At 38.0% G+C, this 16793-nt stretch carries 14 protein-coding genes and 1 riboswitch; of the genes, 11 read left to right on the top strand and 3 right to left on the bottom strand.

The window, feature by feature from the left end; translation table 11 throughout:
• Positions 1-22: 22 nt before the first annotated feature.
• The 4 genes from H9631_RS15270 to H9631_RS15285 all read left to right on the top strand — a co-directional run bounded on the left by H9631_RS15270 (position 23) and on the right by H9631_RS15285 (position 4297).
• Complete coding sequence (locus tag H9631_RS15270) at positions 23-1183, top strand: DUF819 family protein (RefSeq protein WP_191814277.1); 1161 nt, start codon at positions 23-25, stop codon at positions 1181-1183.
• A gap of 15 nt (positions 1184-1198) precedes the next feature.
• Complete coding sequence (locus tag H9631_RS15275) at positions 1199-2269, top strand: dipeptide epimerase (RefSeq protein ID WP_191814320.1); 1071 nt, start codon at positions 1199-1201, stop codon at positions 2267-2269.
• 429 nt (positions 2270-2698) lie between these two features.
• Complete coding sequence (locus H9631_RS15280; RefSeq protein WP_191814279.1) at positions 2699-3436, top strand: SHOCT domain-containing protein; 738 nt, start codon at positions 2699-2701, stop codon at positions 3434-3436.
• 294 nt (positions 3437-3730) lie between these two features.
• Positions 3731-4297 carry a phosphatase PAP2 family protein gene (locus H9631_RS15285; protein ID WP_191814281.1) on the top strand — a complete coding sequence of 189 codons (567 nt, stop codon included), beginning with the start codon at positions 3731-3733 and terminating at the stop codon, positions 4295-4297.
• Between the two features lie 30 nt (positions 4298-4327).
• Here the strand turns inward: H9631_RS15285 and H9631_RS15290 are convergent, their stop codons facing one another.
• Positions 4328-5371 (bottom strand): metal ABC transporter solute-binding protein, Zn/Mn family, encoded by a 1044-nt coding sequence (locus tag H9631_RS15290; protein WP_191814283.1) that lies wholly within the window; start codon positions 5369-5371, stop codon positions 4328-4330.
• A gap of 61 nt (positions 5372-5432) precedes the next feature.
• Positions 5433-6617, bottom strand: a complete 1185-nt coding sequence (locus H9631_RS15295; protein WP_191814285.1) for a GTP-binding protein — start codon at positions 6615-6617, stop codon at positions 5433-5435.
• Positions 6618-6867: 250 nt separating this feature from the next.
• Between H9631_RS15295 and H9631_RS15300 the strand changes: the two genes are divergently transcribed.
• The 7 genes from H9631_RS15300 (at position 6868) to mgtE (ending at position 14525) form a co-directional block, all read left to right on the top strand.
• Positions 6868-7824 (top strand): CobW family GTP-binding protein, encoded by a 957-nt coding sequence (locus H9631_RS15300; RefSeq protein WP_191814287.1) that lies wholly within the window; start codon positions 6868-6870, stop codon positions 7822-7824.
• A gap of 39 nt (positions 7825-7863) precedes the next feature.
• The gene (locus tag H9631_RS15305) at positions 7864-8862 is read left to right on the top strand and encodes a permease (protein ID WP_225221077.1); all 999 of its coding nucleotides are present in this window, start codon (positions 7864-7866) and stop codon (positions 8860-8862) included.
• A gap of 9 nt (positions 8863-8871) precedes the next feature.
• Positions 8872-9846 (top strand): TIGR03943 family putative permease subunit, encoded by a 975-nt coding sequence (locus tag H9631_RS15310; protein WP_191814289.1) that lies wholly within the window; start codon positions 8872-8874, stop codon positions 9844-9846.
• A 125-nt stretch (positions 9847-9971) separates the two neighbouring features.
• The gene (gene ytaF, locus H9631_RS15315; protein ID WP_191814291.1) at positions 9972-10616 is read left to right on the top strand and encodes a sporulation membrane protein YtaF; all 645 of its coding nucleotides are present in this window, start codon (positions 9972-9974) and stop codon (positions 10614-10616) included.
• A 319-nt stretch (positions 10617-10935) separates the two neighbouring features.
• Complete coding sequence (locus tag H9631_RS15320) at positions 10936-11577, top strand: helix-turn-helix domain-containing protein (RefSeq protein WP_191814293.1); 642 nt, start codon at positions 10936-10938, stop codon at positions 11575-11577.
• Positions 11578-11612: 35 nt separating this feature from the next.
• A complete protein-coding gene (locus tag H9631_RS15325) occupies positions 11613-12572 on the top strand; it encodes an LCP family protein (protein ID WP_191814295.1) in 960 nt (319 codons plus the stop codon).
• Between the two features lie 114 nt (positions 12573-12686).
• A riboswitch (M-box (ykoK) riboswitch) is annotated at positions 12687-12858 on the top strand.
• A 335-nt stretch (positions 12859-13193) separates the two neighbouring features.
• Positions 13194-14525: a magnesium transporter gene (gene mgtE, locus H9631_RS15330; RefSeq protein ID WP_404801749.1), complete on the top strand. Its 1332-nt coding sequence runs from the start codon at positions 13194-13196 to the stop codon at positions 14523-14525.
• A gap of 115 nt (positions 14526-14640) precedes the next feature.
• On the opposite strand, the gene H9631_RS15335 is transcribed toward mgtE, so the two are convergent.
• Positions 14641-16515: a heavy metal translocating P-type ATPase gene (locus H9631_RS15335; protein ID WP_191814297.1), complete on the bottom strand. Its 1875-nt coding sequence runs from the start codon at positions 16513-16515 to the stop codon at positions 14641-14643.
• Positions 16516-16793 lie beyond the last annotated feature (278 nt).

Consider the following 16793-nt stretch of genomic DNA (forward strand, 5'->3'; position numbering starts at 1 on the left):
AAAATATAAGGAGGATTTGAATATGATTCAGGATGGCATTATATTTGTATGTTTTTTATTGGCGTTTACCGCCGCTGTCGCGGTTGCAGAAAAAAAGATCGGAGGCAAGTTCTTTAAATATGTACCGGGTATCGTACTCATCTATATTGGTGCCGCTTTAATGAAAACCTTCGGGCTTTTTTCGTCAAGCGAATCAGTTGAAAATGCTTACTCAACTGTGCGTGGACTTTTGCTTCCAGCTATGCTCATGTTAATGCTGCTTCATTGTGATCTCAGAAAAATCTTTAGGTTAGGGCCGAAAATGCTGCTGACTTTCTTTGCCGCATCAATCAGTATTGTAGGAGGATTCACGATCACCTACGCACTTCTGAAGGGCTTTTATGCTCCTGATACGTGGAAAGCTTTTTCGGCGTTGAGCGCAAGCTGGACAGGCGGATCAGCTAATATGGTGATTTTACAGGGGATATTGGATGTACCGGAAAACATTTTTGGCTATGCGCTGATTATGGATACTGTTAATTACTCAGTATGGGTCATGTTTTTATTCTGGCTTGTACCTCTTGCTTCGAAATTTAATAAATGGACAAAAGCGGATACTACTTATATTGATGAAGTGACTGCACAGTTAGAGGCAGAGGAGGAAAAGCAGGAACCGATCGGTTTTGTAGAATTAATTGGCTTCCTTGGACTCAGTTTGATGGTTTCTGTCTTGGCGACAAAGATTGGCGAAAGATTGCCTGAACTTGGTGCTGCTGTCAATGCGACAACTTGGACAATCATTATAGCCTCCGTTGTCGGTCTTGTTTTAGCCGTCACCAAAATTGGAAAATTGCCAGGTTCCATGGAGATATCAAAAGTCATGCTTTATATCATCATTGGGTTGATTGCATCACATGCTGACTTCTCTCAATTGTTCCAAGCGCCAGTTTATATTTTATCTGGTTTCATGATTATGTTCTTCCATGGATTGATCATGGTCATCCTGGCAAAAGTTTTCAAGCTCGATTTATTTACGATGGGAGTGGCTTCGCTGGCGAATATCGGCGGCGTGGCATCTGCGCCTATTTTGGCAGGATCATTCAATAGAATACTGATTCCAGTCGGGATTTTGATGGCCGTTCTTGGAAGCTTGCTCGGAACGTATTATGGAATTTTGACATCTTATATTTTATCAACATTATAAGGGAAGGTTACAATGATGAACATTCAATCAATAGATGTTTCAATAGAAAAATTGCCGTTAATCAAGCCATTCAAAACAGCGCTAAGGACAGCAAATGAAATAGAAAATGTAATAGTTATGCTTCGATTAGAGAATGGGGTAGTTGGAATGGGTGCCGCAGCTCCGACTGTGGCAATCACCGGTGATTCAACAGAAGGAATAAAGGAGATCATTCAATCGGTCATTACTCCTCAATTACTCGGGAAGCCTATTACCCAACTAAACCAACTTTCGAGCATCGTGCAACAAAGTTGTGTCGGCAATACAAGTGCAAAGGCTGCTGTCGAAATAGCAATCTATGACACGCTTTGTAAGTATTGGAACATACCTTTATATCAGTTCTTAGGCGGTAAAACGAATGAGCTGATGAATGATATGACTATCAGCATCGGTGAAGCGGAAAAAATGGTCACTGAGGCCAAGCAGATTGTGAATAATGGATTTTCAATCATTAAAATTAAGGCCGGAAAAGACTGGAAGAAAGATATTGAAAGAATTTCGGCCATTCGCGAGGCAGTTGGGAATAATGTGACCCTTCGTGTAGATGCCAATCAAGGATGGAGCGTCAAGCAGTCTGTTGAAGTGATAAGGGAGTGGGAAAAAGACAGGTTAAATATAGAACTTGTGGAACAGCCTGTAAGAGCTCATAATATCACTGGATTAAAAGAGATTAAAAGAAATGTCCAAACGCCGATAATGGCTGATGAAAGTCTGTTTTCTCCTAGAGACGCTATGAAATTGTTATCAGAACAGGCAGTGGACTACTTTAACATCAAGCTGATGAAAACTGGAGGTATTCGCCGAGCGCTTCAAATTGCCGACATGGCAGAAGCGGCGGAAATAGAATGCATGATTGGCAGCATGATGGAATCGAGTGTCAGTGTTGCGGCGGCAGTCCATCTAGCAATCGCGCATCCAAATATAACAAATATTGATTTGGATGCGCCTTTGTGGATCAAGGAGGAGCCATTTGAAGGTATAATATATGAAGGAAATACAATACAGGTTTCAGGAGATTCTGGTTTGGGAGTGAAAAGGAAAAGATAGATTATGTTGCTTAAAGAAAATGACGCCTTCTCATTTTGGCATTGATTTGCGTGTTTTTGATTTCGCATATGAAGAAGGAGAGTAAGGGTACATCATGTGGGAGTGTATGTTGGAGAAGAAAACATGATTCACTCAGCAAAAACACTTCCTCCATGTTCGAATTGATACCAGAGGCAATGGTGAAGAATATTCAGGTGCATGAAGATACATTGAAGAGTAATATTGGCAAAAATACATCCATCATCCACTGCACTTCGATGTACAATCTAACTTAAAAACAATGCTGAAGATAGTAACGTGGCAGTAATGAAGTTAGATCATCCAGATTGTGTAGGGTGTAAATCCCTGTTCCTTATACATTTATCATGTAAATAGAAGTCCTTTCCATTATAATCATTAATAACCAATTAAAATAAAGGAATGGTGGAAATGGCCAAAGTATGTGCAGTTTGTGGGGGAAATGCGGTTGTTTTATATCGACGTAAAATCGCAAACGAGGGAGTTGTGTGTGATGGTTGTTTTAGAGAGGCGCTACTTACTCCAAAACAATTTTTAGGGATTAAAAAGCTAACTTCGGATGATTTTTTAAAAGCAATGACAGGTTTAGGTAAAAACAAGGAAGATTTAAAAATCAATGCAACCAAAAAAATAGGGGTAGCGGTTTATTTTGATGACGAGAAAGAACAACTCCTTATCCCAACACCTACTAAATCTTATCTTTTTAACTATAGTGACATTATCAGTTTCGAACTGTTAGAAGACGGTGAAACAATAACGAGAGGTGGTTTAGGCAGGTCATTGGTTGGGGGAGCTTTATTTGGCGAAACAGGTGCCGTTGTAGGTGCAGTGACTGGGAAAAAGAAAAATATAGCATACTGTACAAATTTGAAAGTGAAATTGACAGTTAACGACACTGCTCAACCAGCTGTCTACATAACGTTTTTGAACAAAAAAATAAAAACAGACAGCACTACATACCGCATCGCTTATGGTCATGTACAAGAATGCATCTCGATGTTGCAGCTAATTTGTAATAGAGAGCAAAACAAAAAAAATACTCAAACTAGTGAGATTGACAAAATACTAGAATATAAAAAGTTACTTGATCAAGGTGTGATTACAGAAGAAGAATTTGCACTAAAGAAAAAAGAATTATTAGGTCTATAAGGCATCCTTCGGGGTGCTTTTTTAGTAAAGGTAAAATGGTTGCAGGATATTTTTCAGCCATAGAAAATAGTATGGAAAATCACTGCAAAACAGGCTAATTTCTCTCTTTTTTTCTGTACTATTCATATATTTATTGAAAATAGCTTTGTGTGTGTTCTCCGCATTTTGTTTAAGTTCACCTATTTCCCCAGAATTTAATTCCATCGTGTGACTTTTTCCATAAAAAAACCAAAGATTCGTTTTCTTGCAATATGCTATAATGTAATTTCAATTTGTCATAAAGGAAGTTTTAAGATGAACTTTGACTACAAGTTATTTGAAATGATCAATCAATTTGCAGGGAAAAACGACGTTCTTGATCAAACGGTGATGTTATTCTCAAAATTTGGTCCAATATTATTTGGGCTTGTGCTCGCATGGCTATGGTTTTCAAAGTCAGGAAGAATGATAGAAAATCGAAAAATCGTCATGTATGTATTAACAATTACGATCATTGTCATGGGAATGAACAAGGCAATTGAATTGATGTATTTTCGTCCACGGCCTTTCGTTACACATTCGGTCCATTTATTAAGTCATAAAACGAGCGCAGATCCTTCATTTCCGAGCAATCATTCTGCAGGGGCGTTTGCAATGACGTGGGCACTATTTTTCTATCGAAAAAAGATTGGAAGTATCTTGTTAATTCTAGCGATTTTCATGGCACTTTCAAGAATATATATTGGTGTCCATTATCCTTTGGATGTTACTACTGGTGCAATCATCGCATTGATTATTACAGTTGTAGTTATGTCGCAACGACGTTTTCTTGACCCTATTTTTCAAAAATTGATTAAAGGATTTAGAAAATCTTTTACATGAGGCTGTCATAGAGAACAGCCTCATATTTTATTAATTTTCCAGCACTATTTTTAGTGTGTCTATATTCTTATTCATGAGACTGAAATAATCCTCTTTTTTTGAATTGTCATCCTCTGTAATATATTCCAGGTTGTGTAAAGCAATAGGTTTGGTTCCAGTTTCTTTTTGGACCGTATTCACTACTTTAGCAGAAGGAACCTGATCATAAATAATGTAGTGAAGATGATGCTTCTTCGCTGTCTCAATAATAGTTTGCAAATGTTTTTGTGAAGGCTCATTTTCTGGACTTAACCCTGTTATACTGATTTGGTTAATGCCATAACGGTGTTCCCAATATCCATATGAAGCATGTGAAACTAGCAAGTCTTTATGTTCGGCTGCTTCTATTACTTCACTCAAATCAACATCAAGTTGTTCAAGTTTCTGCTTCAAGTCTTGAAAATTCTGTTCGAACTCCTCTTTGGCAGAGGGCATTGCTTCTGATAATGCTTCTTTAATATTTTCAGCCATTTTAATTGCATGAATGGGATCTAGCCAAACATGGGGGTCTTGATCATGGTGATGGTCATGAGCATTGTGCTCATTTTCTGTGTGAGCATCGTGTTCATCATCGTCCTCCGTGTGAGCGTCATGATCATGGTTCTCATGCTCAGCCTCACTATGGTCCTCATGATCGTGCTCATCCCCGCTCAATAACTCAATACCATTGGAGGCCTCCACCATTTTTACCTTTTCATTGGAGACAGTTTTCTCTGCTTTATCAATAAACGTCTCAAACCCAGCACCATTATAAATAAATAAGTCTGCATCGGCTATATTCATCATCATTTTTAAGGTTGGTTCAAATGTATGGGCATCAGCACCGACAGGATATACACTCTTAACATCAACATATTTTCCACCAATTTTCTTTGTAAAGTCTTCTATCGGAAAGATCGTTGTATATACTTTAAGGGCCCCATTCGTATTCTCATTCATTGTCTTATTGGATTCGGCTGGTGAACTCTTATGACAGCCACTCATAAATATCGCTAAGATTAAAACAAATGTAAAAAAGATGGTTTTAGTTCTCATTAGTCAATTCCTTTCTAGCAAATACCATGATAATCGTAATCATTATGATTTAAAAGACATATTAATATACTGTCGAAAAAGAAGGGAAGGGGTCTATAAACGATTCCCCGTTTTCATTCATCTCATTTGGCGTCAATAAGCAATCATCAAGTTGCTTTTCAATTTGATCCTTCGCCATATCAATCCCGATAAAAGCGATTTCTGTCATCCGATCACCATAGATGTCGTCCCATCCGTCCAATAATTTACTGTCTTCTCTTAGCATGATTCTGCGCTCATCTTCTGGAAGGGATGCTACCCAATATCCTGCTAATTGTATTGTGATGGAAGTTCCTGCCTGTGACACAAGTCCTGCCATATCGTTTCTAGTTGCAAGCCAAAAGAATCCTTTTGATCGAACTACCTCTGCTGGCCAATATTCAAGCCATTTATAAAAACGCTCAGGATGAAAAGGGCGCCTTCTGCGATATACGAAGGAGGAGATTCCATATTCTTCAGTTTCAGGAACATGTTCTTCATTCAGTTCTTTTATCCATCCAGCGGATTGGCTTGCCTTTTCAAAATCAAACATTTGAGTATTTAAAAGTTCATTTAATGGGACTGAACCATAAGATGTTTGAATGATTTTTGCCTCAGGATTTAATGATTGCAGAATAAGGGCCATTTGTTCTATATCAGTTTTATCAAGAAGGTCTGTTTTATTTAAAACGATGACATTGGCAAATTCAATTTGATCAATCAATAAATCTACAACGTCTCTGTCATCAGACTCGTCGGTTCCGTGATTGCGGTCCAACAAACTTTCACCAGAAGAAAAATCTGACCAAAATTGATGGGCATTTACGACAGTGACCATTGTATCTAGCCGGCATTTTTTTGTTAAATCTATATTCAGTTCTTCATCAATATACGTAAATGTTTGAGCGACTGGTATCGGCTCACTGATACCAGTTGATTCAATCACGATATAATCAATGTTTCCAGAATCCACCAACTTCTCAACCTCGATCATTAAATCTTCCCTCAATGTGCAACAAATGCAGCCATTTTGCAGCTCCACGAGCTTTTCTTCTGTTCTCCTAAAACCTCCAGAATGTATCAGATCCGCGTCGATATTCACTTCGCTCATATCGTTGACAATCACCGCGACACGGAGACCATCCCTGTTATGTAAGATATGATTCAATAAAGTTGTTTTTCCTGCTCCTAAATAGCCGCTCAAAACGGTGACAGGTATTTTAGTCATCAAATTCCTCCTCTTTCTAAATCGTAATCATTACGATTTGTATGTTATAATAAAAAAACCAAGATAGCAAGGGAATAATTTTATTAATTTTTTTCCTTATTGCTTTTAATAATCTCGATAGTGATTGTGGAGGGGGATTTGAATGTGAAAACAAAAAACAACTCATGAGGGTGTCTGTTATTAGTGGCGATCCAAATGTCTATGGAGACTTCAATATAGTACAAAAATAAGAAAAGAAGGAGAGACAAAAATGAATAATAATCACCGGATTCCGGTATATGTATTAAGCGGGTTTCTTGGAAGCGGTAAAACGACTGTTTTGTTACATATGCTTGAGCATTGTAAGGAACTGGGACTTCAGCCAGGTATTATCTTAAATGAGTTAGGAGATAGCAATGTAGAAAGTCATTTGTTCAAAGGTAAGAGGGTGTTTGAGCTTCTCAATGGTTGTATTTGCTGCACTATTCAAGATGATTTAAAAGAAACAATGGATGAGTTGATTTTGTTAGTGGAAAATCAGCCATTGGATATTTTATTTATTGAAGGGACGGGTGTTGCCAATCCGTTGGAAATACAAGAAGTACTTTTGAGTAACCCCTATATTGATCAGTTTGAATTAATGTCTGTTATTACTGTTTTAGATGCCAACAATTATTTAGATTATCAAAGTGTTTTTTCGAGTTCAGCTGAAGTCCGAAATCTTTTAAGAGAACAAATGGTATGCGGAAGTCTTTTGATATTAAACAAGACGGATCTAATACCTGATGGACATATTCAGAAAGTAAAACAAAAGATTAGGAAGATTACCGGAGATAAAAAAGAGTTAGTGGAAAGTCGATATGGGGAAGTGCCTATGGATCAACTGTTTGAAAAACGAATTCAATCCTACTTGATTGGGAAAGAAAATTCGGAAGCCGAGCACCATCATCATTCCACTGTTCAGGCCATCAAGCTTGAAGAACTGCCTCCAATTAAACAAAAATTATTTGCAAAGTGGCTTAGACAGCTGCCTTCCAATGTGTTGCGGGGAAAAGGCTTTGTTAACGTAAAAGGATCTGATCGACTTTACAGTTTTCAGTATGCCTCGGGGAAAACTGTACTTGTTCCAGTACCTGACTTAACTGATCGAAAACCGGTGATCATTCTTATTGGAGTTGGTATAGATGTTGAACAAATTAACAATGAATGGAAACAATTCTGTCACTAGTATTTTTGGTATGAATCTAATTAGAATGGAGTAACAAATATGAGTCATGGAATGATTTGGTTGAAGCAAGGGATCAGCCTACTGCTAATGGGGATATTACTTTATTTGTTTTTGTTTGCAGATTACACGCAAGTTCAAGATTTCATTCCCATGGGATTGTTAAATGTAAATACCATTTTTTTAAGTATCATATTGGAAGCTTTGCCATTCGTATTACTAGGTGTTTTTGTATCGGCATTGATTCAAACCTATGTAGCGGAAGAGACTGTGCAACGGTTTATCCCAAAAAATCCGATTGTAGCCATTGTTCCAGCAGCAATCGTAAGTGCGATTTTTCCTGTTTGTGAATGTGCGATCATTCCAGTTGTGAGAAGGTTAATCAAAAAAGGAATGCCTTTGCATCTAGGAGTAATATTTATTGTCGGAGCCCCCATATTAAACCCAATTGTGTTTGCATCTACTTATTATGCATTTCAGACAACTCCAAGTATTGCTTATGCCAGGATGGGCTTATCATTCCTGCTAGCAATCATTATTGGCGGCATGACGTACGTCATTTTTCGGAATAGTGATCAATTAAAGTGGAATACTACTGAACTGATTTATCAGCCGGAGGTGACAACGAAAAACTCAAACAAACTGAAGTCAACCTTTTACCATGCAAGCGATGAGCTTTTTGATATGGGAAAATATTTAATTATTGGTGCGGTTATTGCCAGCTTGTTTCAATCAATGTTTGATAGAAATGTATTAATCAGTTTAGGTGGCAGTGAATCAACGTCTCCATTAATTATGATGGGCTTTGCCTACATATTATCTCTTTGTTCAGAAGCGGATGCTTTTGTTGCATCTTCGTTTGCACATACATTTTCTGCAGGGTCGCTACTGGCCTTTTTAGTATATGGTCCTATACTTGATTTAAAAAATACGTTTATGCTGTTTGCTTTTTTTCGATCTAAATTTGTCATTATTTTTATTGTCATTGTGACAGTAACAGTTTATGTGATTATATTAGGCTATCAATACTTGTTTTTGTGAGGTGCACGTATGAATAGAGCACATGATTATAGTTTCCATGCCATGCTGAGGGGAATCATTTTAATCGGTTTTTTCCTCTTGATTTTTAAACTGATCATGACAGGAGATATCCGGCATTTCATTGCGCCTAAAATGGTTCCATTTTCATATTTCTCAATAGCTGTTTTATTCATATTGGGAGTTATGCAAGTTTGGAGAAGCGGTTCGGATAACATCGAAGATCTATATTGCAATTGTGGTTTTGACCACAATCAAAACGGATCATTTTTTCAGTCAATTTTTATATATGCATTATTTATTTTACCAGTTATTTCTGGAATGTTGTTTCCGAATAATGTTTTGGACAGTTCCGTTGTTGCCAAAAGAGGAGTTAAGTATGGTTCCGGGGAATATTCGGAGCCACGAAAGTCTGATTATGACCGTCCTGATACCTCACTTGCAGAACAGTATTTGGAGGATCCAGATGCTTACATGAAAAATCTTGATAAGAAAATAGAAGAAGAGTTCAACAGTACAATTGAGGGAGAGGAAAAAGATGATTTTACTTATGGACAAATCATGACAACAGATGATGAGGAAAAATTGAAGTCGGAGCTTCTAAACAGTGAAAAAATATTTGTAGATGACGATCGATATGTTGCAATCTTGGATATTTTTTATGATCAGCAGCATTTGTTTGTAGGTAAGGAAGTGGAAGTCACGGGGTTTGTATATAAAGAACCTGAGTTTAAAGAGAATCAATTAGTCATAGCAAGGTTTGGAATTTCGTGTTGCGTTGCTGACGCTGTAGTGTACGGCATTTTTTCGACGATGGAGAACGCCCAAAATGTAAAAGAGGATGAATGGGTGAAAGTTACAGGCACTTTATCAACAACTCATTTCCAAGACAGCGAACTTCCATATTTGCAAATAAGCCATGTAGAAAAGGTGGAGCAGCCTGAGAATCCGTATGTGTATGAAATATTAAAGCCAATGGCAGAATAACCTCGAAAGAAGTGCATGATGAAAATGCACTTCTTTTTATCGTTGACATTATTTCAATATTGGAAAAGCACATGTATTGTATTTTAGTAATAAAATAACCGAAAACAAAAGGGGTTGTTGCTTAAATGACAACATGGACAATGTGGCTAATTATTACAGCTTTTGCTGTATCGTCAAGTATTGATAATTTAGGTGTAGGGATTTCTTATGGTATTCGAAAAATAAACATTCGAATGGGACCAAATTTTATGATTGCTGTCATATGCTTTCTTTTTAGTATGGCAGGAATTTCTTTCGGACTGTGGCTTTCAAATATCCTTCCTGGAATGCTCCCTATTATTTTGGGCTCATTCTTGCTGTTCGTTATCGGAATTAGAATTATTTTATTGGCTGCTCCTAGAAAAAGAGTTCCTTCAAAAGGAATGGAGAAGCATAAAGAACAATCAAAATCGTTAAAAGGATTACTAAAGAACCCAGAGTCGGCTGACACAGATCAGTCCGGAGAAATCAGCTGGGGAGAATCGGTTATCTTAGGCGTTGCTTTATCTGCAAATGCGCTTACCAACGGGCTCGGTGCAGGTTTACTCGGTCTTTCACCTTTAGCCATTTCTATAACCGCAGCGATAGGAAGCTTTATCAGCGTTTGGGCCGGAGTAAAATTAGGAGCGAGGCTGGCAAACGTTCGGATTGGTTCATTTACAGTCGGACAATTTGGAACGGTCATAAGCGGGGCAATTATCTTAGTGATTGCTGTTACTGCATTCTTTTAACTTCATTCAGGAGAGGTTAAAACCCTGAGTGAATAAAGTTAAAGCCTCGGACAGATGCCACAGGTTTTCAGAGGAAATGTATAGGGAGGAGCTCGATATATTTTGGGCCAAATATGCCAACGATAGGAGCAAGAAATTTCTACAAATCTATTGAGAATCTAATTATATCTTTGAATTTTCGTAAAAAGATACTAATGAAAATGACCAACGTTGATTTTTGTTGACAAAAAATCAACGTTGGTTTATCGTAAATTGTAATAGCGCCTTTTTAGTTTTTCATAATGCTATTTTGATAAATAGTTAGAAAGGAATATCAAATATGTCTAAAGAAGAGAAACATAATATACTTGGTTCGTTGTTAAGGCGGTTATTAGATGAACGTTCTTTATCCATGAGGAAATTTAGTGAAATGACACAGATTGATACAGCTACAATTTCCCGGATTATCAACGGGAAGCGGGAAGCTAACCCCCAGCATTTAAAAAAATTTTCAGCATGCCTTCAAGTACCTTTGTCGGAATTGTTCGAGGCCGCGGGTTACCAGATTGAAAATAAGCAGGAAAACAGCCCCTCGGATATCCATACATCTGTTGAAGTGATCCAAAATTATCTTGAATCCTCTAATTTATATGATAAAGATTTCAGCATTGACGAAGTTGACCAGAAATTAACGGATTATAGTCATTATTCACAGACTGAGGAAGGAAAAGAAACCATTCTTAATGACTTTGAAAACAAACTTCAAAAAGTGGGGAGCATAGGTCCTTTTATTAATCATCTAAAGGATTTATATAAGAGGTTTCTGCAAAGAAAAGGAACGGCTTATGAGTTAGCCATCATTGGAAGTGTCCTTTTATACTTTATTATCCCTGTGGATGCAATCCCGGATTATATATTTCCTATTGGCTATATTGATGATGCCATTGCGGTGCAAATCACATTGAACTCCCTTGCAAAATAACTTAATAAACCTGGAAAGAAGGGGTGGCTTTTTCTATGAGAGCCAGAAAGAGAAAAACATCTAAGCTCAAGTGGATAAGAAATATCTTTATAATGGTCTTCGTACTAGTTTTAGCGGTAGGAGTATATAGTATATGGCAATATTATAAAGGAATATCTGAAGCGAAGGATGGCCCTTATAAGGATGATGGTACAACCTTTGATCCTTTTAATGGACCGGAACCGCAATATGGAGAAATCAATATTCTTATCGTCGGCAGTGACTCAAGGGGAGAGGATCGTGGAAATTCCGACACTCTTATGATCGCCCATTATGATCAGAATAGTCATGATATCAAGCTTGCTTCGATCATGCGAGATACCTATGTAGATATTCCCGACCACGGAATGCAAAAAATAAATGCGGCATTCGCTTTTGGCGGGCCGGAATTATTGAGGCAAACAATTAAGCATAATTTTGATATTGATATCCATTATTATGCGGTTGTTGGTTTTGATGGATTCTCGAAAATCGTGGATGTTCTTGTTCCAAACGGTATAGAAGTTGATATTCCATATGAAATGTCATATGGGATTGGAATGACCTTAGAACCGGGTACACATATTTTGCATGGAGACGAGCTCTTGGGCTACGTCCGTTTTCGCCATGATCGATTGAGTGATTTTGGGCGAGTGGACCGCCAGCAGGAAGTGATGTCCAAATTGAAAGACGAAGCAGTCAGCATTCATAGTTTAGTAAATTTACCTAAGATGCTAGGGCTTGCAGATCCATATATTGATACAAATGTTGATAATAATACCATTCTATCGATTGGCAAAGGCTTAATTGCAGGAAAGTCCAAACAAATGGAGACAATAAGAATACCAGTCCAGGATTCCTATGTGAATGAGCAGGCAGATGTCGGTGCTGTTCTTAGTATTGATTTTGATAAAAATAAACAAGCGTTAAAAGAATTTTTAACAAGTTCCAATAATGATAAAGTTGCAGCTGAGTAATCAGCATTTCACAAGTGAGTCTATGCGGAAATGTTGCTATAATGTCAATTAATTTACAAGTGTTGACAATATATTTTTTCATGCTAATATGGAATTTGTGTTAAAAAACAATTAAACAAACCTCGTTAGGTGAGGCTCCTATATGGAGACACGCTGCTGCCCAGAAACGTCGAAAGACACCAATGGGTCAACAGAAACCATCGACATAAGGTGGTTTTTAATGTAGCTGGATGAAATATTCATCCTATGCCATATAGTGCTAAAGCTCAACGAATAGAGGCTTATTCAGGCATGGACTATTTGCGTGTGTTTAAAACACCCTCTTTCGTTGAGGGTGTTTTTTGTGTCTTATGGAGGTGATGGGAATGGACAGTTCTTCTGAATCGGAATCGTCGAGGAGAAAGATAAGAATAAAGCAAAGGAGAGAGTTCACTTTCCTTCATCGAAGTGAAAGTGGACTTAATCAGGAGGTCCACCATATGAAACTGAAGAGTTCGCACGAAATCCATATCGCGTGACGGTGGAGAATTGGTTCTAATATTTTTATGACACCATTTCCACACTATTTTCAAAAAGGTGCTACCTTCGAAATCGATAGTTGATGAATAAGGAGGTATTACAGTGATTAAAACATTAAGTGACATCATTACAGAAAACAATAAAATCAATATGGATGAATTTATAGATAAATACCAGCCGTATGATTTGGCCAAAATGGTAACTGGTCTGGCAGACGTAGAACAAATTTTATTTTTTACAAAAGTTCCTCGACCTGTGGCAGCAGAGATAATAGAGTATCTGGAGCCGGAATTACAGTATCGAATATTGGATCATATAGGGGAAAATCTTGCGATCAAGTTGCTTAACGACATGTCGAGTGATAGGGCGGTGGACTTATTATTAGCCATTCATCCACATCAAGCTAGGAGATTAATGGAATTTTTGCCGAAAGAGTACCGGAAAAAAATTAAAACCTTAATGACCTATGAAAATAATACTGCTGGTAGCCTGGCAACCGTTGATTATATTGGGGCGCGAAAACATTGGACAATTGAATATACATTAAATCATATTAGAAAAGTCGGACAGGAAGCAGAAATCGTTTCTTATATTTATGTCATTGATACGCATGGAAAACTGACAGGTGTTGTGTCACTTAAAGAAATAATCTTGGCAAAGCCTAATCAAAAGTTAGAAGATATTGCAAAAGCAGATGTGATTACTGCGTTGGTTGATGAACATCAGGAAGAAGTGGCCGATACGTTGGCAAAGTATGATTTTGTTGCTATCCCTGTAGTTAACAGCAGCCAAAGAATGATTGGCATTATTACGGTTGATGATTTGATTGACGTCATACATGAAGAAGCAACGGAGGACATTCAGAAATTAGGAGGAAGTCAGCCTCTAGAGGAGTCATATTTTAAAAACTCCATTTGGGACTTATTTCGAAAGCGCATCATGTGGCTGTTAATTCTGTTTGTTGCAGAAGCATACACGGGCAATGTTTTAAGGCATTATGAGGATACTCTTGACCAAGTCATTGCTTTAGCTTTCTTTATTCCATTGTTAATAGGGACTGGGGGAAACTCTGGTACGCAAACTGTAACTACTTTGGTTCGCGCAATGGCTATGGGAGAAGTGGAGTTTAAGGATATGTTTAAAGTAATGCGCAAAGAGGTATCGACGGGTCTGCTGCTTGGAGCAGTGATGGGAGTGGTGGCCTTTATCCGGGCAAATATTCTGGGAGTTGGTTTTGATATAGGATCCGTTGTGGCAATTACAGCAATTTGTATCGTAATATGGGCTTCATTTGTCGCAGCTGCCATGCCTTTGATTTTACACAAACTAAAAGTTGATCCAGCTGTCGTATCCGGGCCATTTATCGCAACATTAGTTGATGGAACAGGGTTAATTATTTATTTCTCTGTAGCTAGGTTGCTTTTAAATATTTGAGCTCCAATCGAAATTGTCAGTTTTATGAGCTGTACCTCCAACTAGTGAGGTGCAGCTCATCTTTGATAAAAAACCTACCTGTTCCCATACCGCTTTTGCGATTGAGCACAGGCTTTTAGTCTTTCAACATACGCAGTCCATTCAAAATAACGATTAATGTACTTCCTTCGTGTCCAATCACACCTAGAGGCAGATTGACAATCTGAAGAAAATTTGAAGCAACCAAAACTAAGATCACAGCAATCGAAAGGGTGATGTTCTGCTTAATGATCCGGTTCATCTTTTGGGAGCGCGCAATTGCTTCAGGGATTCGTTTTAAATCATTTTTCATTAACACAACATCTGCCGTTTCAAGCGCAATGTCTGTTCCACCGCCCATTGCAATACCGATATCAGCAGTGGCAAGAGCTGGAGCATCATTGATGCCATCTCCCGTCATTGCGACAGGACCATAAGCATCTCTTAATTTCTTGATTTCAACCAGCTTTTCTTCAGGTAGTGTATTTGCCAGGAAGAAATCCAACTCAGCCTCTTTGGCAATGGCACTCGCAGCACCTGCACCATCCCCGGTAATCATGATGGTATGAAGGCCAAGCTCCTTTATTTTTTTTACAGTTTCTTTCGCTTCATCTCTGATAACATCTTTGAAAGTGATGATGCCAGCCAATTGATTATCGTAACCTGCAAAAATAATGGATTTACCTTCTTTTTCAAACTGAGCAGCTTTTTTAGAAAAAAAAGGATCAGGATTTCCTGAAACGAATGAAGCTTTCCCAAGTTTCCATTCTTTTCCGTTAACAAAAGCCGCTACGCCTTGTCCAGGGAAATCATCAAGATTATCCACGGGAAGTAGTGTGATATTTTTATCTTCAGAGTAACGGACAATCGCAGATGCAAGCGGATGGGTTGACAGCCGTTCGATGGAGGCTGCTGCTTGTAAGAAGTGTGCCTCATCCATATCTTCCCTGACGATGACATCAGCGACTTCATGTTTCCCTTTGGTAAGCGTACCCGTCTTGTCAAAAGCAATCGCTTTTAATCCTGCTAACATCTCCAGGTGGTTCCCGCCTTTAACCAATATGCCTTTTTTTGCCGATGAGGCAATGGCAGACAAGGTGGCAGGCATAATGGAAGCGACTAACGCACAAGGGGAAGCTACAACGAGTAGGACCAAGGCACGGTATAGTGTCTCTCTCCAATCCCAGCCAAATATGTAATGGGGAAGAAATAGCATTAGGACAAAAACAATTAAAACAATTCTCACGTAGGTCCCTTCAAACCTTTCAATGAACTGCTGAGTGGGGGACTTTTCATTTTTTGCCGCTTCAACTAGTTCGATGATCCTTTGGAAGAGCGTATCTTTTTGTTCCTTTAAAACTGTAACAGTCAGAACTCCATTTATATTTACAGTTCCCGCAAAAACCTTATCTCCTTGTCGTTTTCCTATTGGAACCGACTCACCTGAAATGGCCGCTTCATCAACAGATGAATGCCCTTCTTCAATCATTCCATCAACAGGTATCCTCTCCCCGGGTCGCACGGATATTATATCGCCAATCTTCAAATCTGCTACGGGTACAATCTTCTCTCCGTCATCGGTCACTAATACGGCCATATCTGGCTGTAATTTCACAAGTGAAGATAATTCTTTTTGGCTTTTGTTCATGGCATATGTCTCCAAGGCTCCGCTCAATGCAAATATAAAGATCAAAATAGCACCTTCAGCCCAAAAGCCGATGATGACAGATCCGACAGCTGCCATAATCATTAAAATTTCCACACTCAGTTTTTTGTTTTGAACTAGCTCCGTCAATCCTTCTTTGGCTTTATAAAATCCCCCGATCAAAAAAGCCGGTATAAAAAAGAACGTGGATAAGGATGGTATTAAAAATCCGGCTGCTATGAGGATGCCGCTAATTACAGCAGCAATCAATTCGCCATGTTTTTTAAAAAAAGCGGTGTTTCCTTCACTTTTTTTGTAATTCGGCATTCATTCAGCTCCTTTTCACTTATTTAAAATGATTATAACTTATTTAAATAGAAAGGACACGAAAAGACCCTGATTGTTTTTTGTCTGAGAATATTTAACGAGATGATTAAAAACACGAGATACAACATTTGATAATAATTATCATTAACAAATAGAGAATAATATCATAATTCCAATTTAATTGGGCGTAATACCAATAATCATTCTCAATTAGAATAAAATATTCTCATTTAAGTGTTGACTTAGAAGAACTTTTTTAATATGATATCTATATAATA

The sequence above is a fragment of the Bacillus norwichensis genome, assembly GCF_014836955.1.
GTDB lineage: Bacteria > Bacillota > Bacilli > Bacillales > Bacillaceae_C > Siminovitchia > Siminovitchia norwichensis.

Bases quoted from the DNA above. Each gene is read 5' to 3' on its own strand.
- H9631_RS15270 (WP_191814277.1), top strand. From the start codon at position 23: ATGATTCAGGATGGCATTATATTTGTATGTTTTTTATTGGCGTTTACC.
- H9631_RS15275 (WP_191814320.1), top strand. From the start codon at position 1,199: ATGAACATTCAATCAATAGATGTTTCAATAGAAAAATTGCCGTTAATC.
- H9631_RS15280 (WP_191814279.1), top strand. From the start codon at position 2,699: ATGGCCAAAGTATGTGCAGTTTGTGGGGGAAATGCGGTTGTTTTATAT.
- H9631_RS15285 (WP_191814281.1), top strand. From the start codon at position 3,731: ATGAACTTTGACTACAAGTTATTTGAAATGATCAATCAATTTGCAGGG.
- H9631_RS15290 (WP_191814283.1), bottom strand. From the start codon at position 5,371: ATGAGAACTAAAACCATCTTTTTTACATTTGTTTTAATCTTAGCGATA.
- H9631_RS15295 (WP_191814285.1), bottom strand. From the start codon at position 6,617: ATGACTAAAATACCTGTCACCGTTTTGAGCGGCTATTTAGGAGCAGGA.
- H9631_RS15300 (WP_191814287.1), top strand. From the start codon at position 6,868: ATGAATAATAATCACCGGATTCCGGTATATGTATTAAGCGGGTTTCTT.
- H9631_RS15305 (WP_225221077.1), top strand. From the start codon at position 7,864: ATGAGTCATGGAATGATTTGGTTGAAGCAAGGGATCAGCCTACTGCTA.
- H9631_RS15310 (WP_191814289.1), top strand. From the start codon at position 8,872: ATGAATAGAGCACATGATTATAGTTTCCATGCCATGCTGAGGGGAATC.
- ytaF (WP_191814291.1), top strand. From the start codon at position 9,972: ATGACAACATGGACAATGTGGCTAATTATTACAGCTTTTGCTGTATCG.
- H9631_RS15320 (WP_191814293.1), top strand. From the start codon at position 10,936: ATGTCTAAAGAAGAGAAACATAATATACTTGGTTCGTTGTTAAGGCGG.
- H9631_RS15325 (WP_191814295.1), top strand. From the start codon at position 11,613: ATGAGAGCCAGAAAGAGAAAAACATCTAAGCTCAAGTGGATAAGAAAT.
- H9631_RS15335 (WP_191814297.1), bottom strand. From the start codon at position 16,515: ATGCCGAATTACAAAAAAAGTGAAGGAAACACCGCTTTTTTTAAAAAA.